Annotated in this window: 20 protein-coding genes; 8 read left to right on the forward strand and 12 right to left on the reverse strand. The window is 65.2% G+C overall.

Going from position 1 to position 22,087, the window contains the following annotated elements; all coding sequences use genetic code 11:
- Positions 1–113: 113 nt before the first annotated feature.
- Together QYM46_RS15480 and QYM46_RS15485 are read left to right on the forward strand one after the other, a co-directional pair.
- Positions 114–1,121 (forward strand): aldo/keto reductase family protein, encoded by a 1,008-nt coding sequence (locus QYM46_RS15480; RefSeq protein ID WP_432789683.1) that lies wholly within the window; start codon positions 114–116, stop codon positions 1,119–1,121.
- A gap of 330 nt (positions 1,122–1,451) precedes the next feature.
- The gene (locus QYM46_RS15485) at positions 1,452–2,903 is read left to right on the forward strand and encodes an MDR family MFS transporter (protein ID WP_432789684.1); all 1,452 of its coding nucleotides are present in this window, start codon (positions 1,452–1,454) and stop codon (positions 2,901–2,903) included.
- Between the two features lie 55 nt (positions 2,904–2,958).
- On the opposite strand, the gene QYM46_RS15490 is transcribed toward QYM46_RS15485, so the two are convergent.
- Together QYM46_RS15490 and QYM46_RS15495 are read right to left on the reverse strand one after the other, a co-directional pair.
- Entirely contained in the window at positions 2,959–3,510 is a 552-nt protein-coding gene (locus tag QYM46_RS15490) for a TetR/AcrR family transcriptional regulator (protein WP_432789685.1), read from the reverse strand.
- Between the two features lie 70 nt (positions 3,511–3,580).
- Entirely contained in the window at positions 3,581–4,096 is a 516-nt protein-coding gene (locus QYM46_RS15495) for an SRPBCC domain-containing protein (RefSeq protein WP_169253144.1), read from the reverse strand.
- Between the two features lie 34 nt (positions 4,097–4,130).
- Between QYM46_RS15495 and QYM46_RS15500 the strand changes: the two genes are divergently transcribed.
- The gene (locus tag QYM46_RS15500) at positions 4,131–4,493 is read left to right on the forward strand and encodes an ArsR/SmtB family transcription factor (protein WP_432789686.1); all 363 of its coding nucleotides are present in this window, start codon (positions 4,131–4,133) and stop codon (positions 4,491–4,493) included.
- A gap of 5 nt (positions 4,494–4,498) precedes the next feature.
- Here QYM46_RS15500 and QYM46_RS15505 read toward each other — a convergent pair whose 3' ends face one another.
- Positions 4,499–5,731 carry an MFS transporter gene (locus QYM46_RS15505; RefSeq protein WP_432789687.1) on the reverse strand — a complete coding sequence of 411 codons (1,233 nt, stop codon included), beginning with the start codon at positions 5,729–5,731 and terminating at the stop codon, positions 4,499–4,501.
- 110 nt (positions 5,732–5,841) lie between these two features.
- Between QYM46_RS15505 and QYM46_RS15510 the strand changes: the two genes are divergently transcribed.
- Entirely contained in the window at positions 5,842–6,405 is a 564-nt protein-coding gene (locus QYM46_RS15510; protein ID WP_432789688.1) for a hypothetical protein, read from the forward strand.
- A gap of 87 nt (positions 6,406–6,492) precedes the next feature.
- On the opposite strand, the gene QYM46_RS15515 is transcribed toward QYM46_RS15510, so the two are convergent.
- Together QYM46_RS15515 and QYM46_RS15520 are read right to left on the reverse strand one after the other, a co-directional pair.
- Positions 6,493–6,936, reverse strand: a complete 444-nt coding sequence (locus QYM46_RS15515) for an NUDIX hydrolase (RefSeq protein ID WP_432789689.1) — start codon at positions 6,934–6,936, stop codon at positions 6,493–6,495.
- Positions 6,933–7,553, reverse strand: coding sequence for a DNA-3-methyladenine glycosylase I (locus tag QYM46_RS15520; protein ID WP_432789690.1), 621 nt, complete (start codon positions 7,551–7,553; stop codon positions 6,933–6,935). The genes QYM46_RS15515 and QYM46_RS15520 overlap by 4 nt, the downstream gene beginning before the upstream one ends.
- 141 nt (positions 7,554–7,694) lie before the next feature.
- Here QYM46_RS15520 and QYM46_RS15525 point away from each other — a divergent pair, with 141 nt between their 5' ends.
- Positions 7,695–8,615, forward strand: a complete 921-nt coding sequence (locus tag QYM46_RS15525; protein ID WP_432789691.1) for an aspartate dehydrogenase domain-containing protein — start codon at positions 7,695–7,697, stop codon at positions 8,613–8,615.
- Positions 8,616–8,700: 85 nt separating this feature from the next.
- On the opposite strand, the gene betT is transcribed toward QYM46_RS15525, so the two are convergent.
- From betT to aztD, 4 genes are all read right to left on the reverse strand, one after another.
- Complete coding sequence (gene betT / locus QYM46_RS15530; protein ID WP_432789692.1) at positions 8,701–10,782, reverse strand: choline BCCT transporter BetT; 2,082 nt, start codon at positions 10,780–10,782, stop codon at positions 8,701–8,703.
- 231 nt (positions 10,783–11,013) lie between these two features.
- Entirely contained in the window at positions 11,014–12,393 is a 1,380-nt protein-coding gene (locus QYM46_RS15535) for a short-chain fatty acid transporter (RefSeq protein ID WP_432789693.1), read from the reverse strand.
- A gap of 153 nt (positions 12,394–12,546) precedes the next feature.
- The gene (locus QYM46_RS15540) at positions 12,547–13,926 is read right to left on the reverse strand and encodes an NAD-dependent succinate-semialdehyde dehydrogenase (RefSeq protein WP_432789694.1); all 1,380 of its coding nucleotides are present in this window, start codon (positions 13,924–13,926) and stop codon (positions 12,547–12,549) included.
- Between the two features lie 222 nt (positions 13,927–14,148).
- The gene (gene aztD / locus QYM46_RS15545; RefSeq protein ID WP_432789695.1) at positions 14,149–15,411 is read right to left on the reverse strand and encodes a zinc metallochaperone AztD; all 1,263 of its coding nucleotides are present in this window, start codon (positions 15,409–15,411) and stop codon (positions 14,149–14,151) included.
- Between the two features lie 170 nt (positions 15,412–15,581).
- Between aztD and QYM46_RS15550 the strand changes: the two genes are divergently transcribed.
- Positions 15,582–15,935, forward strand: coding sequence for a nuclear transport factor 2 family protein (locus QYM46_RS15550; RefSeq protein WP_432789696.1), 354 nt, complete (start codon positions 15,582–15,584; stop codon positions 15,933–15,935).
- 89 nt (positions 15,936–16,024) lie between these two features.
- Here QYM46_RS15550 and QYM46_RS15555 read toward each other — a convergent pair whose 3' ends face one another.
- Positions 16,025–16,945 (reverse strand): 3-hydroxyacyl-CoA dehydrogenase NAD-binding domain-containing protein, encoded by a 921-nt coding sequence (locus QYM46_RS15555; protein WP_432789697.1) that lies wholly within the window; start codon positions 16,943–16,945, stop codon positions 16,025–16,027.
- Between the two features lie 164 nt (positions 16,946–17,109).
- Between QYM46_RS15555 and QYM46_RS15560 the strand changes: the two genes are divergently transcribed.
- Together QYM46_RS15560 and chrA are read left to right on the forward strand one after the other, a co-directional pair.
- Entirely contained in the window at positions 17,110–17,973 is an 864-nt protein-coding gene (locus tag QYM46_RS15560; protein WP_169253158.1) for a hypothetical protein, read from the forward strand.
- A gap of 92 nt (positions 17,974–18,065) precedes the next feature.
- A complete protein-coding gene (chrA, locus tag QYM46_RS15565; protein WP_432789698.1) occupies positions 18,066–19,304 on the forward strand; it encodes a chromate efflux transporter in 1,239 nt (412 codons plus the stop codon).
- A 48-nt stretch (positions 19,305–19,352) separates the two neighbouring features.
- On the opposite strand, the gene QYM46_RS15570 is transcribed toward chrA, so the two are convergent.
- Together QYM46_RS15570 and QYM46_RS15575 are read right to left on the reverse strand one after the other, a co-directional pair.
- Entirely contained in the window at positions 19,353–20,984 is a 1,632-nt protein-coding gene (locus QYM46_RS15570) for a long-chain-fatty-acid--CoA ligase (protein ID WP_432789699.1), read from the reverse strand.
- Between the two features lie 289 nt (positions 20,985–21,273).
- Positions 21,274–22,035, reverse strand: a complete 762-nt coding sequence (locus QYM46_RS15575) for an enoyl-CoA hydratase (protein WP_432789700.1) — start codon at positions 22,033–22,035, stop codon at positions 21,274–21,276.
- Positions 22,036–22,087: the final 52 nt, after the last annotated feature.

Raw genomic sequence — 22,087 nt, forward strand, 5'->3', positions numbered from 1 at the left:
TCACCACCTGCGTCGCGTACTCACCACGATCACCCGCCGCGCACTCACCTCGTGCGGCGCCACTGCCTCGGCGAGGGGTTCCCCACTCCCCCGCCCGGTCGTAGGCTGAGGTCATGGAACACAGATATCTGGGAAACAGTGGACTCAAGATCTCCGAGATCACCTACGGCAACTGGCTCACGCACGGTTCACAGGTGGAGAACGACACCGCCACGAAGTGCGTGCACGCCGCCCTCGACGCGGGAATCTCGACCTTCGACACCGCCGACGTCTACGCGAACACCGTCGCCGAGCAGGTCCTCGGCGACGCGCTCAAGGGCCAAAGGCGCGAATCGCTCGAGATCTTCACGAAGGTCTACTTCCCGACCGGACCCAAGGGCCACAACGACACCGGCCTGTCGCGCAAACACATGATGGAGTCGATCAACGGCTCGCTGCGCCGGCTCGGCACCGACTACGTCGACCTCTACCAGGCCCACCGCTATGACTACGAGACTCCGCTGGAGGAGACGATGCAGGCCTTCGCCGACATCGTCCGCTCCGGCAAAGCCCTCTACATCGGCGTCAGCGAATGGAACGCCGACCAGCTGCGCGCCGCCCACCACATGGCCCGCGACCTCGGCATCCAGCTCGTGTCCAACCAGCCGCAGTACAACATGCTCTGGCGCGTCATCGAAGAACGGGTCGTCCCGACGTCGAAGGAACTCGGCATCTCGCAGATCGTCTGGTCCCCGATCGCCCAAGGTGCGCTGACCGGCAAATACAAGCCCGGCCAGCCGGTGCCTGCCGGATCGCGCGCGACCGATGAGAAGGGCGGCGCCGACTTCATCAAGAGTCGCTACCTCCACGACGATATGCTCACCGCGATCACGGAGCTCGAGCCCATCGCCGCCGAACTCGGGATCACGATGGCGCAGCTCGCGATCGCCTGGGTGCTGGCCAACGACAACGTCGCCACCGCCCTCGTCGGTGCCTCCCGCCCCGAGCAGATCGACTCGAACGCCGAGGCGGCCGGGGTCACCCTCAGCCCCGACGTGCTCTCCCGCATCGACGACATCCTCGGCGACCTGCCGGAGACCGACCCGAACAAGACCCAGTCGCCGGCCACCCGCCTGACCTGATCCGGCACCGAGGCGGCCGACCGTCATGATTCCGACCGCGGTCCCCCTGTGGGGCCGCGGTCGGAATCATCCGCACCAGCGGCAGATGTTCCGCACCAGCGGCAGTTCCGCGCCAACGGCGGGTATCCGTCACCGAGGCGGACGATGAACTCGGCGAATCTCACACCGACCCGGGACAACCTCGGCGAGGGTCGTGCGTTAAACTGCATGAAGCGGTTATATAACCAAGGAATTTTTTCCGGGCGCGAAGAGGGGCCGATTCAGCACACTGCTCCGGGCAGGCTGTCGCTGGAAGACGAGAAGAGACGCAGACGACGAACAGGTGAGGGGATGCCATTGGCGAACGGAGACGACACTCAGCAGGACCCGACAGAAGGCGCCCCGATCAATCGGAACCTCGTTCTCGCCGTCCTCGTCTCCGGCGCGTTCGTCATCATCCTCAATCAGACGCTGCTCAACACCGCCCTGCCGCACTTCATGTCCTACTTCGACATCACCTCCGGCGCGGCTCAGTGGGTGACGACGAGCTTCATGCTCGTCAACGGCATCATGATCCCGGTGACCGCATTCCTCATCGAGAAGTTCACGACGCGCGGCCTCTTCTTCACCGCCATGGGCCTATTCATCCTCGGCACGCTCGTCTGCGCGATCGCCCCGGTCTACCCGGTGATGCTCATCGGCCGCGTCATCCAGGCCTCAGCCGGCGGCATCATCATGCCGCTCATGCAGACGATCCTGTTCGCGATCTTCCCCGTCGAGAAGCGCGGATCAGCCATGGGCACCTTCGGCCTCGTCATCGCCTTCGCCCCGGCCATCGGCCCGAGCCTCTCCGGCTGGATCGTCGATCACCTGCCATGGCAGACGCTGTTCTACATGATGCTGCCGATCGCGATCATCGACCTCGTGGTCGCCTACTTCCTGCTCAAGAACGTCACAGAACGCACCTTCCCCCGTCTCGACATCCTCTCGATCATCCTCTCCACCCTCGGATTCGGCGGACTGCTGTTCGGCTTCGGCACCGCCGGTGATGCCGGATGGGTCAGCGCCCAGGTGCTCATCCCCCTCATCGTCGGTGCGATCTGCCTGACGTTCTTCATCACCCGGCAATTCAAACTCGAGCAGCCCATCCTCGAGTTCCGCATCCTCCGCTACCGCATGTTCACCCTCAACACCCTGCTGGGCATGTGCGTGTTCATCGTCATGGTCGGCGGCATGATGGTCCTGCCGCTGTACATGCAGAACATGAATGACTTCTCGGCAATGGAATCTGGCCTGGCCCTGTTGCCGGGCGCCGCAGTGATGGGCTTGATGTCCCCGGTGACCGGTCGCATCTTCGACGCCATCGGTGCCAAATGGTTGGCCGTGACCGGCTTCGTCCTGCTCACCGGAACCACGTTCCTCTTCGCTCGCCTGGAACCGGACACCTCGTTCGTCTACCTCGCCGTGGTCAACACGGTTCGCATGTTCGGTGTCGCCATGGTGATGATGCCGGTGACCACGGCCGCCCTCAACCAGCTGCCCTCACACCTCATCCCCCACGGCACCGCCCTGAACAATACGATGCGTCAGATCGCCGCTTCCGTCGGCACAGCAGCGCTCGTGACAGTCATGACCTCGGCCGCGCGGAACCCGGAGACCTACGGCATGGCGGGTCTGGTCCACGGCGCGAACGTCGCGTTCTTCGTCGCTGCCTGCGTCGGCATCCTCGGCGTCATCGGTGCGTTCTTCATCAAGAACTCCCACGGACTCGAACCGGGACAGAAGGCGACCACCGGACGGTGATCCCGGGGCACCTCAGGTGCCGATCCGGTCCATTCGGCAGTTCTGGACCAGTCACTCAGCTGCCCTTATTCGCACCCTCAACGAGGTGGCCCGACACGATTCGCGCCTGTTCGAGTGCGTCTTCGGCCTCCACTGCTCCGCTGAGCACGAGAGTGGCGTATCCGTGGACGAGCGACCATGCCGCCACCCCGAGGTCGGAGTCGGGCGCCGATCCGGTTGTCGCCACTCCGGTCGAGAGCGCATCCCACGCGCGACGGCGGGCCGCAGTCAGATCCGCGTCATCATCGTGAAGCAGCCGGGGCTGGAACATCACCGTGAAGTGAGATGGGCAGGCAAGCGCGAATTCGACATAGGCGACTCCACGAGCGACGAGGCCGCCGTCACCGTCGACTCCGGCCATTGCCTCGGCCAGCCGGTCGTAGCCTTCGGCGGCAAGAGCTGTGAGCAGACCGGATTTGTCACCGAAATGGTAAGTCGGAGCGGCGTTCGAGACGCCGGCCCGCTGCGCCAGGGCTCGCATGCTCAGCTTGGCCACTCCGCCCTCCGCGATCGCCGAGGCGGTCTCCGCCAACAGGGTCCGACGCAGATCCCCATGATGATAAGTCACAATTCGATCGTACCGGAGCAAACTTTTCACTGAGAAGATTCGAAGCCGTCCGCGCGCTGAGGGTTTGCACCTACTTGTAGTAGCCCTCGCGGAGGTTGATTCCGTGCTCGATCCAGACCTTGAGCGCGGAGAGCATTCCGGTCCAGCCCATGCAGTTGCCGAAGGCGCCCTGGGCCCCGCCCTCGGTGAGCTTCCAGGACTTCTCAGTGATCGTCACGAGCGTCCGTGCCCCGTCATCGACGGGCGTGAACTCGAAGGTCGTTGTCGTGTCCTTGCCCACGGAGTCGTCGGAACCCTCCCAGCGGATGACGATCTTCTCGTCCTGGATGCTCTCGACGACCGCGACGGGGAATCGGCCCGGGAAGTCGGCGAAGTCCCAGGTCACATCAACCCCGGCCTCCAATCGGCCGTGGGCACCACCGGTCGTGAAGTAGTGCGAGAGCTGCTCGGGATCGGCGACCGCTTCATAGGTCTCATGGGGAGTCTTCGAGATGTAGCCGGTGACTGTGAAGGACAGCTCCTCCAACGGGCGGGACTGATCGTTCTGCTCGGCGGGTGTGTTCTGAGTGCTCTGCTCATCTGTCATGTGATATTTTTACCACATGTCAGAGTCGAGGGGAATGGATTCGGAAGAATCCGACGATTCAGCGCCGAGGGAAACAGATTCCGAGGAATCCGATGACGCGGTCTTCAAAGCCTTGGCCAACCCCACCCGTCGACGCATCCTCGACCTGCTCCGGGCTCGACCGCGCACGACCGGAGAAGTCTGCGAGGCGTTTCCCGACCTCGACCGCACGACTGTGCTGCAGCATATTCGGGTGCTCGAAGGCGCCGAGCTGGTCACCGGACGCAAGGACGGACGCACCCGACTGCTGGCACTGGCGCCGCTGCCGATCAAACGGATCCACGATCGCTGGATCGGTGAGTACACGCGCGCGGCCGTCGGGCTGCTGGCCCGACTCGATGAGGATTCGCCGCGGTGACCGGCTCAGCTGCGCCCGGAGTTCCGCATCTGCAGCGTCCGCGCGATCCACGACAGGGCACCGGCGAACAGCAGAAGCAGAGCACACACGAGGAAGGTCGACGACGACCCCAGATAGGTGAAACCGAGCCCGCCGACCACACCGGCGATGGCCAGCCCGATGTCGAAGTTCATGTTCCAGGCGACGCTGGCCCGGCTCGGCGAACTGACCGAGGCGAAGGCCATGACGAGGCTCGCCGACTGCATGGCGCCCAAGCCCAGTCCGATGATGAGCATCGAAACGAACAGCGCCGCACCGTAGAAGACGACAGCGCAGACCAGCCCGATCGCCGTGAGGACAAGTCCCAAGATATTGAGAGCGAAAGGCGGAAAGCTGTCCGAGACGGTTCCGACGACGAAGCGTCCGATGACCGCCGATACCTGCATCCCGGCGATGAACAGAGCCGCCACCGCGACGTCCTCGCCCGGACCGAAGCCGACGATGATCCCGAAGACGATCATGCCCACGAGGAACGGGGAGAGCATGAGGACGAGCCCGAGCGCCTCCCCCGCCCGACGTCCCACCTTCCGCAGGCTCCTCTTCTCATTGCGACCGGACCGAACCCCGACCGTCTCATTGCCGCTGACCGATTCTCCCGCATCGTCTTTCCCTCGCCGAGGCGACCGACCGGGCACGTATCTGAGCACAGTGGGGATGGCCACGAGGAGACAGGCGCAGACGATGATGCGGAAGATCCAGATCGGGATCGTCTCGACCAGCCACAGTCCCAGCGGTGCTCCGACGGCCGCCGCCAGGGAGGTGATCCCGCCGAAGAAGCCCAGCGCCTTGCCGATCCGTCCTGGTGAGGTCGTCCCCGGAACCGCAGCGTTGGCGAGGACGACGAAGAGCCCGAATCCGATGCCCCCGCAGAGTCCGGCGAGGATGAGCGCCAACAGGGGCGGGGTGACGAAGAGTCCGAGCAGCTGGCCGAGGAACTGCAGCGCAAGAGCCAGCATGAGCGAAGCCTTGAATCCGAAGACTCGACCGGCCCACGGAGCGAAGGGCTGGGCGACGATGACACCGATCATCATCGTCGTCAGAACGGACCCGCCGGTGATCGTCGACAGCCCGTCTGTCGCCGCGATCGTCACCATCGTCGAATAGCTGAAGAAGAAGGCGGAGAACCCGAACATCGCCGTCCACACCAAGCCCAGCAGGGCCGGCGTGTACGTCGCCTGAGACGGGTGTTCGGGGTTCATAGTCCGAGGTTACGACATCGGCACTGCATCTGCCGTGTCCGACCGATCTGCCGTCCGTGCGGCGGAGAAGTGTTCACCTGCAAGTCAGAATGGTCGCCTACCATCGGTCCATGAACTCATCGGAACTCAGCTCGAACCTCAATCGCGACGCCCCCAGCGGCACCATCGACACCGCATTCGTCCTCAGATTCGAACCGCACTATGTCCTCACGGAACTCGAATCGGAGATCTTCGGCGAAATCGGCCCGAAGACGAAGATCCGCGAATCGTTCAAACGCAAGCACTTCCTCAAGGTCGCCGAGTGGAAGGCCATCGGCGTCCTGCCGAGTCTTGAGGAGATCCCATCCGATGACATCGATTTCGTCACCGGCGTCGCCCTCGACGACGACACACCCAACCGCTTCCGTCTGCCGCTGCTGCGGATGCTGCCCGGAGTGGGAATCCCGATGGCCAGCACTCTGCTCACTGTCGTGAATCCGAAGAAATTCTCCATCATGGATTCCCGGGCGCTGACCGTGCTGCACGACTACAACCTCGTGCCCACGGACAACCCGGCGCAGATGGACTACCAGACCTACCGCAAGCTCATGAAGTCCCTGGCCAAGGGCGCCAACTGTGCGCCGATCGATCTGTATCGGGCCCTCATCGCCTATTCGCGACAAGGGCGGGCCTGAGCCGTCGCCCCGGAGATCGTTCCACTGCGAACACGACACCCCGACAGACACGCTCTGCACCGATTCAGCCAGGTGTTCTTCACCCGTTCAGCCGGCCGGTGTCCCCGCGGCCTGCAGCGCCGGGATCACCTCGTCGCGGGTCAGCGGCGCGAACTGGCGGACATCGGTGTCCGCGGGCAGCGGGTCGATGGGAAACCAGCCGGCTTCGGCGATCTCGGCCAGATGCTCGATGTTCTCGACGTCGAGTGCCTCGGGCACACCGTCGTAGCAGAACACGTCAGCGATGACTCGGTGATCGTCCTCGTTCGCCGCCGCCGCAGCGAATGTGCCCAAAGCGCGCAGCCGGTGCCGGTCCAGATCGAGTCCGAGCTCCTCGGCGATCTCGCGGACGATGGTGTCCTCAGCGGTCTCTGACTCTTCGGGTTTGCCGCCGGGCAGCATGAACGAACTGGTCCCGGACTTGCGCACCATGAGCAGCTCCCGGCGCTGCGGGTGGAGGAGGGCGAGCGCGGAGACGCGGATGTCATTCATTGAGACCACACTCCGGAAGCGCCTCGGCGGTGGGAATCGAGCACGTGCGTATCGACCATGCCGATGGCCTCCATCAGCGCATACATCGTCGTCGGTCCGACGAAGCGGAAGCCCTTCTTCTTCAGTGCCTTCGACAGGGCCACAGATTCCGGTCCGGTCGTCGGGACCTCGGCGACAGTGCGCGGTCGCGGCGTCTGCGCAGGCTGAAACGACCACAGAAATGCATCCAGGCCGCCGTCTTCACGCAGGTCGATCACTCGCGCAGCATTATTGATGCAGGCTTCGATCTTGCCGCGATGGCGGATGATCCCCGGATCGGTCAGCAGCTGCGCGATCTCACCTTCACCGAACCGAGCAACGGCGTCGGGATCGAATCCGGCGAAGACCTCACGGAACCGCTCCCGCTTCTTCAGGATCGTCAGCCAGGACAGTCCGGCTTGGAAACCTTCGAGGCTCATTCGCTCGAACAGGCCGGGCTCGTCGTGGATGGGCAGTCCCCATTCGCTGTCGTAGTAGTCCAGCAGCATCGGGTCACCGTACGCCCACGGGGTGCGAGCCAGCCCGTCATCGCCGATGACGGCTCCCCCAAGTGAGCTCGGCTGTGATTCGTCGTCCATCCTCAAACCGTATCGCGTCGGGCAGACATTGCCCGCGCGCCCCATATTCCGGTCGCCTTCGGCCGGCAGTCGCGCGGTTCTGAGCCTCGGGAACCTGTCTTCAGCATTCTCTGCGTCAGTCGTCTCCGATAGGGTGCGGCCATGACCTCAGTGCTCCTCCTCGGATTCGGTGCCATCGGCCGTCACGTCGCCCAGCTGCTCTCCCCCGAGCTCGGTGCCGGGACGCTCCGCCTGACCGCCCTCGTCTCGGATCGGACCAAGCACGCCGACCCCCCGGATCACGGTGCCGAGGTGGTCGACCGTCCCACTCTGACCGACCGACAGACGCCCTCGCCGAGGATGTTCTCCGATTTCGATGCCATCGTCGAATGCGCCGGTGTGCCTGCCGCCGCACAGCTCGGTCCGGCTGCCATCGCGGCCGGTCGTCCGCTCGTCCTCACCAGCGTCGGTGCCCTGGCCGAGCCCGAGACCCGTGCGAGTCTGCTCGCCGGACCGGGCCGGCTGCATGTGACCAATGTGGCGATCGGCGGACTCGATGTGCTCGAGGCGGCGGCTCAGGCCGATGGCCTCGACAGCGTCGACATCACCACCTCGAAGGAGGCGAGCGGGCTCATCCGGCCGTGGATGTCCGAGACCGAAGCCGAGCGTCTGCGTGACCTCCGCCCCGAGGACGGCCCCCTGACAGTGTTCACGGGCAACCCCGCCGAGGCGATCGAGAAGTTCCCGGCCAACGTCAATATCGCTGTCGCTCTCGCGTGGGCCACCCGCGGACTGAGTACCGCTGCGTCCACTTCAGCCTCCGGGACCAGCGCGGCGTCGACCGATTGCGCAGCTGAACGAACCGATGCCGACTTACTCGGCGCATCATTGAACCGGGTGCAGGTCGAACTCCAGGCGGTGGCCGGTCAGACTCAGTCCGCCCACCGGATTCGGGCATCCGGGTCCGCAGGCGAGTTCTCCTTCGACATCCGCTCCTCTCCGAGCCCAGAGAACCCTGCCACCAGCGGGCTGACTGCTCTGTCCGTCACCCGCACCCTGCGCACCGTGCTTGCACAGATGTGACGACGCCCGGAATCTCCGACCAACAGGCCAGTGATCCCGGGCGTCGTTCTCATCCGATGAGATTCAGTCATCCGGAAGCCGCAATTCAGTCGTCGCGGTGGATGATGTTCTCCTGCAGCTGGAGGAATTCGACGTGGCGTTGGTACTGGTCGAGCACGTCAGCGATGATCTGCTCCTTCGAGAAGCCCATGATGTCATAGCCCTGACCAGTGCCTCCGTCGAGGTAGACCTCCATCCGGTAGTAGTCCTCGCCGGTTCCGCGGGGAACCATTCCACCGAACGACGGCACGCTGACCTTGTGCGGCCACACCTGATAGCGGAAAGGGTACTCCCCGTCTCCGTCGACCTCGAACTGGAAGAGTTCGCCGTCGTCGACGAACACGCCTTCGTTATCGACGCGACCGCAGCGCGACGAGATTCCGCGGTCTTCCATCTCTGCAGCCACCTCGTGGAGGGTGGGGATGAGGACCTTCTGCTCGAACTCCTCGGCGCGCGCCCGATTCGGGAAGGACAGCACCCGGCCGAGCTGACGCTGCCAGGTCTCGTGACCGGGACCCCGGGAGCGACGGGCCAGAGAACCGGGCAGGGTCGTATCGACGCTGTCGACGCGGTTCGCCTCCACCCGCAGTGCCTTGTACAGGCCGATCATGACGAGGATGACGACGAAGGCGAAGGGCAGGCCCATGATCACCGTCGCGCTCTGCAGTGCGCCGATGCCGCCGACGAGCAGCATCGCCACCGTCAGGGCACCGGTGAGCACGGCCCAGAAGATGCGCAGACCGGCGCGACCGTCCTCGGAGGGGTTGCGCAGATTCGACGACAGGTTCGCCATCACCAGGGCCGCAGAGTCCGCGGTGGTGACGTAGAACAGCAGAGCCGTGAGCGTGGCCAGCCCCGCGATGAGGAAGAAGGCCGGGTAGCGGGAGAGCAGGTCGTAGAATCCGCCTTCGGGGCTGACCATGACCGCTTCGCCGAACTTCACATCACCGTTGCGGATGATGTCCAGGGCCGAGTTTCCGTAGATCGAGATCCACATGAAGATGTAGATGAACGGAATCGTCAGGGTGCCCAGCACGAACTGGCGGATCGTGCGGCCGCGGGAGATGCGGGCGAGGAAGAGCCCGACGAACGAAGCGAAGGCGATCCACCAGGCCCAGAAGAACAGGGTCCAGTCGGTCATCCACGTGCCGGTGTCTTCGAAGGCGAAGGTCTGTCCGGCCATGTCCGGGAACAGGCGCACGAAATCCGTGATGTTGAGGACGAAGGCGTTGAGCAGGAACTGCGTGTTTCCGGCCACGAGCACCCAGAAGCTCAGCGCGATGGCGAGCACGACGTTGAGGACGGAGAGGAACTTGATGCCTTTGTCCACACCCGAGACCGCCGAGAGCGTGGCGACGCCGACACCGACGACGACGATGCCGACCTGGGTAGCGGTGCCGATCGGGATCCCGAATACCGTGTTGAGGCCGACGTTGACCATGACGACGCCGATGCCCAACGAGGTGGCCACGCCGAAGATCGTTCCCAGCAGAGCCGCGAAATCGACCGTCTCGCCCAAAGCACCATGGACACGCTTGCCGAAGATCGGGGCCAGCGCCGAGCGAATCGCCAAGGGCATGTTCATCCGGTAGGCGAAGTAGGCCAGAGCCATACCCATGAGTGCGTAGAGCCCCCAACCGCTCAGGCCGTAGTGGAACAGCGCCCACACGGTGGATTCGCGGGCGGCAGCGACCGTCTCTGGCTCCGTGCTCGGCGGGGTGAGGTACATCGTAACCGGCTCGGCCACGGCGAAGAACATGAGGTCGGTGCTGATGCCGGCGGCGAAGAGCATCGACGCCCAGGCGACGAGGCCGAATTCGGGCTTCGAGTGCTCGGGGCCGAGCTTCGTGTTGCCGTAGCGGGAAGCCGCCAGGTAGATGACGAAGACGAGGACGGCGAGGACGAGGAGAACGTAGAACCAACCAAACCAATCGGAGGTCCAGCCGACGACGGCGCCGAGGACCGCCTCGGCGTTGGTCGGTGAGATGAGAGCCCATACGGTGATGGCGATCGCCACCAGGGCCGCGGCCGCGAACACTCGCTTATTCACGGGAGGACGCGAGGGCTTCACCTTGGCCTTCGCCTCTCCCTTCGGGTCACCCGGCGGGGTGTCGACTGATGCTGACATGGTTGTACTCCTTATCCGGACGCTGTTGCGTCGTGGCATCGGACCCGGTCGAACAGCGTGCTCAACCGGGCATGATCAACGGCTGTTGCTGAATGGAATTCCGTCCTGCCGAATCCCCGGTTCCACGGGGACGGCCAACAATGGAGGTTACCACATAGACACTTCCGGTCATTTGTCCTGTTATGCCACGCGATTCTGCAGATCAGCGGCTCACCCTCGCCGAGGCGGGGCTCAGAGGGAGACGAAGAGCAGCGCGGCCGCCATCACCACCCCTGCGCCGAGGAATGTGATGACGGTGTAGCCGAGGATGTCACGCATCTTCAGACCGGCAATGGCAAGCACCGGCAGCGCCCAGAACGGCTGGAGCATGTTCGTCCACTGGTCGCCGTAGGACACGGCCATGATCGCGATCGACGGGTCGACGCCGAGCTGGTTGGCCGCATCGAGCATGATCGGGCCCTGCACGGCGAACTGTCCGCCGCCGGAGGGGACGAAGAAGTTGACGAGTCCTGCCGAGATGAGCGCGAGGACCCCGAACGAGGCCGGGTTCGCGATCGAGACGATGGCGTCGGAGAACACCGCGATGAGTCCGGTGGTCGACATGATGCCGAGAATTCCTGCGTAGAGCGGGAACTGCAGGAGGATCTCGCCGACATTCGATGCCGCCTCCTTCGTCAGGTGGATGAGTTCGAAGGGATTGCGCACGAGCAGCAGGATGAGCGCGAGGAACGACCAGTTGACGATGTCGAGTGTCAGTCCCCCGCCCTGCGCGAAGTGGATGACGAGGTAGACGACGAGCGCCAGACCGATGATGAGGGTGAGGATGCGCGAGGCATCGATGCGATCGGCCGGTGTCACGACCTCATTGTCGGCCTGCGACTGCGTCTCCGAGCTCACCGAGGCGGGCAGTTCGTAGACGGGGGCACCGGCCTTGGGTGCGACGAGGAAGAAGAGGAGTCCGCAGACGATGATGACCCCGGCGATGGCCAGCAGGTTCCAGCCAGCGAAGATCGTCTCGGAGACGGGAACCGTCTGCCCGCCGAGGGATTCGGAGAGGAAGGAGTCAGGGGTGGCCGCGGTCAGCGGGCCCGAGCCCGAATAGCCCATATGCCAGACGACGAATCCGGAGTATCCGGCAGCCACGAGCAGCGGGAAGTGGACCTTGATCCCGCGTTCGCGCGATTGCACGGCGATCTCACGGGCGAGCAGAGCGCCGACGACGAGGCCGAGGCCCCAGGTGATGAGGCTGGCGAGAGCGGCGACGACGAAGACGAAGACATAGGCGAAGGTGGCGTTGCCCGGGACGCGGGCGAGCCGGGCCAGCAGTTTCCGCACGGGTCCGGTGTTGGCGAGGATGTGGCCGAGCAGGAGGATCAGGCACATCTGCGTCATGAACTCGAGCAGTCCGGCCAGTCCCTCACCCCAGCCGATGACGACATCGGTCGGGCCCGCATCGGTGAAGATGAACGCAAGGACGGCGACGATGAGGGTGAGGACGATGGCGAAGGTCAGGGCCGAGGGAATCCACTGTTCGAGGAATCGGTTGACCGGCCGCATGATCCCTTTTGAGGCTGCGGCGTTGACCTGGGTCGACGGCTTCGGTGCCGACATGGGAAGACCTCCCGCTGAGATTTATGAGAATTGGCTGTGCGTGGTCTCAGCATACAATCAGGGCGCTGTCTCCCGGTAGGAGACAGCGCCCTGACGGCGATCACAACCCGATCACGATCGGAGCCCGGATTCCCAGGGCTCCGAACGCACCGATCAGCTCTGTTTGTACACGAGCTGCTTGTTGACGAATTCGTCCATCGCCAGCGGTCCGAGCTCCCGGCCGACGCCGGAGCGCTTGACTCCGCCGAAGGGCAGGAACTCGCGTGTTCCCTCCGGAGCGTTGAGGAAGACCATGCCGGAATCGATCTGGTCTCCGACGCGTTCGGCCCGGGCGATATCGGTGGAGAACACGGCGGCACCCAGACCGAAGGGGGTGTCGTTGGCGAGTTCGACGGCCTCCTCTTCGCTGCTGACCTTGTAGACGATGACGGCGGGGCCGAAGAGCTCTTCGTAGTATCCGCGCATGCCCTTCTGCACATCGGTGAGGACGACGGGTTCGACATAGGCGCCGCCGCCGTCGTACTTCTTGCCGCCGGCCAGCAGGGTCGCGCCCTCGCTGACGGTGTCCTGGACCTGTTCGACGAAGCGGTCGGCGGCGGCCACCGACGACAGCGGGGACAGGCGGGAGCCGTCCTCGCCGGGAACGGCAGGGGTGTTCTTCTGGGCCGCCTCGGTGATGGAGGAGACGAAGTCGTCGTAGATGTCGTCCATGACGATCATCCGCTTGGGCGAGTTGCAGGCCTGGCCGGTGTTGCCCATGCGGGTGGTGAAGAAGGTCTTCGCGGACTTCTGGACATCGTCGGTGTCGAGCAGGATATAGGGGTCGGATCCGCCGAGCTCGAGCACGACCTTCTTGAGGTTCTTGCCGGCCTCGGCAGCGACGGCGGCACCGGCGCGTTCGGATCCGGTCAGGGACACACCGTGATTGCGCGGATCGGGCAGGATGATGTCGGCGACCTGCTCGTTGCTGGCGTAGATGTTGATGTACGCGCCTTCGGGCAGGCCTGCCTCGATGAAGATCTCTTCCATGATCTGTGCCGAGCGGGGGCACTGCGGGGCGTGCTTGAGCAGGATGGTGTTGCCCAGGGCCAGGTTCGGGGCGGCGAAGCGGGCGACCTGGTAGTAGGGGAAGTTCCACGGCATGATGCCCAGCAGCGAGCCGACGGGCTTGCGGCGGATCATGGCGGTGGCGTCCTTGGGTCCGCGCAGTGGTTCGTCGGCCATGAAGGCTTCGGCGTTGTCAGCGAAGTACTTGTAGATCATCGAGCACAGCTGGACTTCGCCCTTGCCTTCGGGCACGGATTTGCCCATTTCGAGCTTGATGACTTCGGCGAGCTCTTCGGCGCGTTCGGCGTAGATCTCGGACACGCGGGTCAGCAGTGCAGCGCGCTCGGCTACCGTGGTCCGGCTCCACTCGTCGAATGTCGTCGCCGAACGGTCGAGAGCGGCAAGGATCTCGGCATCGGTGGCGGTGGGGAATTCTTCGGCGACCTGGCCGGTCGCCGGGTCGGTGACGCGATACATGGTGGTCATGGCTGTCCTCTTTCACTTCGACGGGGTTGAGGCGATCACTGATGGTGTGATCGCAGGTCCATCCCCCACGCTATGGCCGAAACCCGGCGGCGGCAACGGCGGTCTCATTTCCTGGGCGGATTCCCAGCCGTCACCGAGGCGGCCGACCCGACCGGCGATGCGCTCAGCTGCGCAGCCGGTCGGGCCAGGCTCGTCAGCCGGCCGGGTCTGGATCGAGGCTGATCAGCCGGTGACGCCGGTGAGTTCGTTCGGCGCGTGCGGCAGCGAACCCTCGGCCATCACCTCACCGGCTTCGAGGTCGACGATGTGGATCGTCTTCTCCGCCGGATCGCTGACATAGGCGACTTCGCCCTGGACGAACAGCATCGGGCGGGCCTGCTGCCATTCGACGGGCTCTTCCCATTCGTCGATGACCGGGTATTCCTCCGTCACCGAGGCGGTGACGGGGTCGATGATCTTCAACGTGCCGTCCGTGGTCAGGACGACGCCTTCCCCGTCGGGTCCGCGGCCGAGCGACCGGAAGCTGTACGAGGCACCGAGGTCGACGAGCTTGAGTTCGCCCGACTTCGTATCGGTGATGCTCACCCGTTCGGGACGTTCGAGTTCGGCGTCTTCGTCGACTTTGTAATCGCCGAGGATGTACTGCGATTCATCGCTTCCGGACTGGTTGCCGATGCGCCCGAAGGAATCGGGGGCATCGATCTTCTCGAACTTCCCGTCCTTGTACAGCAGGATTCCGTCCTCGCAGCCGAGCGCGATGACCTCGTCCTTCGCGGCGGCTTCGCCGTGGACTCCGGGGCAGTCGTCGCTGCTGGCGATCTCTTTGCCGGAGTCGTCGACGACCTGGGCGCCCGAGCGTTCGTCCTCGGTGCCGACCGTGCGCAGCATCGACCCGTCGGCCAGCTTCACGGCGACTCCGTGATGGGGTTCTGCGGCTTCGGTGACCTCGGGTTGCGGGTCGCCGTCGGAGAAGTCCCCGGTGTCGAAGGTCTGGATCTTGCCGTCGCCGTCGCCGAAGAGCACAGTGGTCTCGCCGTGGTTGACAACGTGTCCGGGCAGTTCGGTGTCGAAGACGGTCCCGGTGAGCTGCGGGTCGGCGGCGTAGCTGTGGGTGTGGTCGCCATGGGGCTGGGTCCAGACTCCGGCGTCGAAGAGCCGGAATCCCTCGGCGACGGAGACCATGAGGTGGCGGCCGTCGCCGACGGGGTTGAGACGGTTGAACCCCTCGAGCTTCGTATCGTCGATGACGTCGAGGGTCGTCGCGTCGAGGGTGAGGATCCCGCCGTCGTAGGTGGTCACGATCCGCGGCTGCGCGGCGGCGAGTTCTTGGGCGTGCCCTGTCTCGTCCGTGTCTTCTTCCGAGCCGGCGGTCTTCTCGTCCTGGCCGACCGCGTCGTAGTCGGTGGCGTCGTCGCCGGCTTGGCAGCCGGTGAGCAGCAGCGCCGAGGCGACCACCGCCGATCCGAGCATGTGTCGTTTCATCATTCGCACTCTCTAGTTAGTGAGACTCGTTATCATTAGCAGATCGATACTAACCCGATGCGGGACGGAAATGCGAAATGGGGTCACGGCCGGCGGCGAAGGCAATCGTGGTGCACCCGCGCGCGGTCGACGGTCGGGCCTGCTATGACGTGAGTCACTGTTACGGTAGTGCCATGGCCAGTGTGACTGAACTCGTGAAGCGCTACTACTCCACCGTCGACGCCGGAGATGCGGGCGCCACCTCGGCGCTGTTCGCCGCCGACGCCAGCTATGATCGGCCCGGCTATCCGACGATGGTCGGCCAGCAGATCACCGATTTCTACCATGGCGAACGCGTCATCGAGTCCGGTGCGCATTCGCTGCAGGAGATCCTCGTCGACGGCGATCGGGCGTCCAGTCGCGGTGTCTTCAGCGGTCGTCTCAAGGACGGCTCTGAGACCTCGGTGGGATTCGCGGACTTCTTCCTCTTCGACGCCGAGGGCCTCATCGCCGAACGCACCACGTACTTCTACCAAGCCGCAGTCTGAGCCGCTGCGGCCACGAAAATAGGTCATTACCGGATACTTCTGAGCCCGGAAGTTATCCGATACTGACCTCTATTTGGGACGAATGCGCCTCAGCGCCCCTGACCGCGAGCTTCGAGGACAGCTTTCTGGATCCGGTCGCGGACGGCGGCGGCCTGAGGGGTCGGTTGGGGTCCGTAGGCCTCTTCGACCTGCTCGAAGACGTCTTCCATGGCTGCGGGGTCGACGTCGACGGGCAGATCCGCAATGGCGGCGAAGGCCGGGCCGATATGGTCCATGAAGCCGCGGATCCCGGCCTCTCCCCCGCCGAAGTGCATGCCTTCGAACTGGCCGATGGCCGACCAGCGCAGACCCAGCGAATTCTTCAGCACCGAGTCGAGGTCCCCGGCGGTGACGACCCCGTTCTGCACGAGCGAGATCGCTTCCCTCATCAGCGCATTCTGCAGCCGGTTGCCGACGAAGCCGCGGATCTCACGCCGCAGCACCACCGGTTCGCGCTCGCAGCTGCGATAGAACTCGACCGCGGCGTCCACGGTCTCCTGGGAGGTCTGCGGGGAGGGCACGACCTCGACGAGCGGCATCAGGTGCGGCGGATTGAACGGGTGGCCGACGATGACGCGGGATGCTGCGGACTCCGGGAGCGCGGCCGCGATCACTGAGGCCGGGATCGTCGACGACGAGGTTGCGAACACGGCCCCGGCAGGCGCCGCCTCGGCGATCTGGGCGAACAGCACCGGCTTCGATTCGGGATCCTCGGGACCGGATTCCTGGACGAAGACGACACCGGCCACGGCGGCTTCGACGGTCTCGGCGATGTCGACGGTGCCGACCTGCGAGGCCAGCTCATTCCGGGCGGAAGCGTCGGCGGTGACCTCGGCCTGCAGCCCGGCGACCACCTCGGCGAGGTCGGATCGCGGGTCGAAGACCCGCACCGTGTACCCGCTGCGGGCGAAGAGGAAGGCGAACGATCGGCCGATGGTTCCGGCGCCGATGACGGCGACTGTTGAGCTCATGTGTCCAGGCTATACCTGCCTCATCCGCTCTGGCGGCGGAGTTCACCGGGGCGTACGAGGACATTCACCCAGGCGCGCATGGGCATGCTCCGGCCCGTTCTCCGTACTCGAATCGTTGCCGTGCGTCTCCCGCCGAGGTCACGTCCTGGTGGCACAATGTCACCATGAGCGCGAACCCAGAACTGAGAACAGTGGACTCGGAGATCCTCGCCCTGGCGGAGGACGAATACGCCGCCGCGGCAGAGACCGCGCGCATCGAGGTGCGCGAGATCCACACCGCCGATGAGGCGGCCAAGGCCTCAATGCTGCTCGACGAAGTCTGGAATGTCGACGAGACCGGCACGAACGTGTTCGAGCCCAGCCTCATCATCGCCTTCGCCCACGCCGGCAACTACGTCTCCGCCGCATACAGCGTCGACGAACCCGACGAGATGATCGGCGTGACCATCGGCTTCTTCGGCCAGCCGCTGGGCACGGTCATGCATTCGCATATCGCCGGCGTCCGCCACCAGATCATCGGCCGCGGTGCGGGCTCCGCGATGAAGCTGCACCAGCGTCTGTGGTGCCTCAACTTGGGCATCACCGAGATGACCTGGACTTTCGACCCGCTCATCGCCCGCAATGCGTACTTCAACTTCCAGCGTCTGGGTGTCGGCATGGTCGAATACCTCGAGGACTTCTACGGGCAGATGCGCGACGGAGTGAACTCCGGCCAGGCCAGCGACCGGATGATGGTGTCATGGCCGCTCGACCGTCCGGCCCGGGCATCGGTCGTCGATCCCGGATCGGCGTTCCCCTGCCTGCGCGCCGATGACGACGGGGAACCGCTGCTGAGCGAGGTGCCGAAGGAGACCGAGTTCGTCTCGCTGGACTTCCCCTCCGACATCGAGGACCTGCGCGGTCAGGATGCCGAGCTCGCCAGCCGCTGGCGACTCGCGCTGCGCACCGCGCTGACCGGCCTCGTCGGCGACGGCTGGGTCGTCGACACCTGCCTCAAGGGTGGGACCTACCTCCTCCACCATCCCTGAGGGTTCGCCTCCGATCCGTGCGCTGGGCGGTCGTGCCCGATCCGCCGGTGCCCGTTCACCTCTGCGTCACTTGGCCCGTGTTCACTGATGCGATGACCACTGCATCTGCCCGCACCGCCGAGGTGGCCGGTTCGTTCCTGCGCCTGGGCCTGACATCGTTCGGCGGTCCCGTCGCCCACCTCGGGTACTTCCGCGAGACCTTCGTCGGCCGCCGCGCGTGGCTGGATGACCGCGCATACGCCGACCTCGTGGCCGTCTGCCAGATGCTGCCCGGCCCCGCGTCGAGCCAGGTCGGCATGGGACTCGGGCTGCGCCGTGCGGGCCTGCCGGGGCTTGTGGCCGCGTGGGTGAGCTTCACCCTGCCGTCGGCGATTCTGCTCACCCTCTTCGCGCTCGGACTCTCGGCCTTCGGCGACCCCGGCGATGCCGGGTGGCTGCTCGGGCTCAAGGCCGCCGCGGTGGCCGTCGTCGCCGGTGCCGTGCAGTCGATGGCGACAACGCTGACCCCCGATGCCAGGCGGGCGAGCATCGCCGCGGCCGCCCTCATCCTCATGCTCGTCGTCCCGGATTCGATCATGCCGGCGGCCCTCGTCCAGATCGCAGCGATCGTCCTCGGCGGAGTGCTCGGTCTCGTCTGGCTGAAACGGCCCTGCAAAGGCGGGAAAGAGCAGGAATCCCCCGCCGAGGCGGCCGCCCAAGAGACCCGCATCGCCTCCCCCGGAGCCAGACGGCTGGGCATCGGTGCCCTCATCGCCTTCGCCGCGCTGCTGCTCGGACTGCCCGCGCTCACCGCGGCGACCGGGGACGCGACCATTCGCCTCATCGACATCTTCTATCGGGCCGGAGCCCTGGTCTTCGGCGGCGGCCACGTCGTCCTGCCCCTGCTCGAGGCCGAACTCGTGCCCACGGGGCTGATCGATCACGATACGTTCCTCGCCGGCTACGGCGCCGCTCAGGCCGTCCCCGGTCCGCTGTTCACCTTCGCGGCGTTCCTCGGAGCGTCGATGACGACGGGACCGACCGGCATCCTCGGCGCCGGCATCGCCCTGCTGGCGATCTTCCTTCCAGCCGGTCTGCTGGTGATCGGGATTCTGCCGTTCTGGGAACGGCTGCGCGTCTGGGAACCGGCGACGGCGGCACTGACAGGAGTCAATGCCGCCGTCGTGGGGCTGCTGGGAGCCGCGCTCTACGATCCCGTCTTCGTCGAGGGGATCACCTCGCCTGCGACCCTGGCGCTGGCCGTCGCCGCCTTCGTTGCCTCGACCAGGTGGAAGGTCCCGGCATGGGCGACAGTGCTCGGCGCAGGGCTCATCGGCTGGCTGCTGCTGTGATCGGTCGAGCCCGGGCTCGACCGATCCCTGCCCGGACCGGCCTTGCGATCAGGACTGTTCCCAGTCCTTGCGCAGCAGCTTCTTGTCGAGTTTGCCCACCGAGGTGCGCGGCATCTCGTCGACGACCCTGACCTCGTCGGGCATCTGCCACTTGGCGAAACGAGCACTCAGCGTTTCGACGATCGCGTCCCTGGTCACCTCGGCGCCGGGGTTGGCGACGACGTACGCGACGGGACGCTCATCCCACTTCTCGTCGGGGACGCCGATGACGGCGGCCTCACTGACGTCGGGGTTGTCGAGGATCGCGTTCTCCATGTCGATCGACGAGATCCACTCGCCTCCGGACTTGATAACGTCCTTGAGACGGTCGGTGATCTTGAGGTAGCCGTACTCGTCGATGGTGCCGACGTCACCCGACCGCCACCAGCCGTCGAGGAAGCGATCGGCATTGTCGGGCAGCTGATAGTAGGACTCGGTGATCCAGGGGCCGCGCATGAGCAGCTCGCCCATGGACTTTCCGTCGCGTGGCAGCTCATTGCCCTCGGGGTCGACCGTCTTCATCTCGACACCGATGATCGGCAGTCCCTGCGAGCGCTTGAGGTCCCACTTCTCCTCCTCGTCGAGGTCGAGACCGGGACGGATCTTCCAGTTCGTCGACGCCAGCGGCGTGGTTTCGGTGGCACCGTAGCCGTGGATGACATCAGCCCCGGTGACCTCCTTGAACCCGCGCATCATCGACAGCGGCGGCTCCGAAGATCCGGAGACGAGACGGACGCCGGACAGATCCGGAGCCTGCGGCATCTTCTTCATCATCTGCAGCATCGGCCCGAAGATGGCAGGAGCGCCGTTGGCCAGGGTGACCTTCTCCTCGACGAATGCCTGGGCGATGGCGCCGAACTCCTCGGCGGCGAACTTGCCCGGCAGGACGAGTTTGGCACCGGCGGCCACCGCGTTCTGCGGGAATCCCCACGACAGCACATGGAACATCGGCGTGATGGGCATGACGCAGTCGTCGAAGCCCGCGTGGAGTGCGGCCAGACCGCCCATGGTGTGCAGGTAGATCGAGCGGTGCGAGTAGTAGACGCCCTTGGGCCGGCCGGTGGTGCCGGTGGTGTATCCGGCGTAGGCGGCGGTCTTCTCGTCGACGACCGGCCAGTCGAAGGTCTCGGGCTTGTCGGCGATGAGATCTTCGTAGGAGACGACGTTGTTCAGGCTCGTCTCGATCTCGGCGATCGGTTTGTCGGTCATGACGACCCAGCCCTTGACGTCGAGCTTCGGGGCCAGCGATTCGGCGACCTGCAGCAGAGATTCGTCGACGAAGATCCAGTCCGACTTCGAGTGGCTGACGACGTAGGCGAGGTCTTCGGGAGCCAGACGCAGGTTGAGCTGGAGCATGGTCGCGGCCACACCGGGGACGGCGAAGTAGAGCTCGAGGTGGCGGCGGGAGTTCCAGTCGAGGACTCCGACCATGGAGCCGGCGCCGACGCCGAGGTCGGCGAGGCCCTGCGCGAGCTGAGCCATGCGCTTGAATTCGTCGGCGTAGTTCGATCGGCCCCAGGAGCCGTCCGAACGGCGGTAGACGACCTCGACATCACCGAAGACGGTGGCTGCGTGGCGGATGAGGCTGGTGGTGTTGAGCTGGTAGCTGTCGCCGAGGGTGGACGGAATTCCTGTCAGCATGAGACTCCTTCGTTCGTGCTCCGGTCCCGTCGCGACGTTGTGGCTGCGACGGGAGAAGTATCGTGATCGCCGGTTTCGTGGTGGGCGGTCGTCACCATCACATCAGCTGTGGAGGCGGCGCGGATGCGGTTGAGTCGATTCGTGGTCAAACAGTTATCAACCGATCCGTAGTCGGGCGGTCATGGACCGATCCGTAGTCGGGCGGTCATGGACCGATCCGTGGCCAGGCGTTCATGGACCGGCCCGTGGACTGGCAGTCATCAACAATCTCATCCGCGCCGCTCCAGGATCATTCCCCGGTGAAGCCGGGTGCTCTCTTGTCGAGGAAGGCGGCGACTCCCTCGGCGAAGTCCTTACTTGCCCGCAGAGCATCCTGCCCTTCGACCTCGCGGTCGAAGGACGAGTCGAGTTCGGCCAGGCTGGCCCGATTGATCGCTCGCTTCGACGAAGTGAGGGCCCGGGTGGGGCCCTGAGCGAAGACTACGGCGACTTCTTCGGCACGTTCCAGGTGACTTCCCGCCGGAACGACCTCGCTGGCCAATCCCCAGTCGAGGGCATCGGCGGCCTGCAGCTTCTCTCCGGTCAGCGCCAGGCGCAGAGCCCGGTGACGCCCGGCCGAGGCGGCGACCAGGGCAGTCGAGCCTCCGTCGGGCATGAGGCCGATCTTCGTGAACGGCAGCATGAGGTAGGACTTCTCGCTCATCACCAGATAGTCGCAGGCCAGAGCGAGGGAACAGCCGATGCCGGCGGCCGGTCCGGACACCGCCGCGATCGTGGGGATGGGCAGGTCGAGGATCGAGGCGATGATCTCATTCGCCCCGGCGAGGTCGATGCCTTCGCGCTTCGCCACTCCTCCCTGCAGATCCGCTCCGGAGCTGAAGGACCGCTCACTGCCGGTGAGGATGAGGGCACGGGAGTTCACGGCCGCCTCGGCGACGGCTGTGCCGATGGCTTGGAACGTCGACTCGTCGAGCGCATTGAGGCTCTCCGGACGATTGATGGTCACGGTCGTGACATCGCCGCTGACTTCGGTGAGAACACTGGTGGACAATGCGACTCCTTCGTACGAATCCGGTGATCCGAGTAGCTTTCGGGGCGTCTGC

It is taken from the genome of Brevibacterium sp. K11IcPPYGO002 (genome assembly GCF_050920635.1).
In the GTDB taxonomy this organism is placed as follows: domain Bacteria; phylum Actinomycetota; class Actinomycetes; order Actinomycetales; family Brevibacteriaceae; genus Brevibacterium.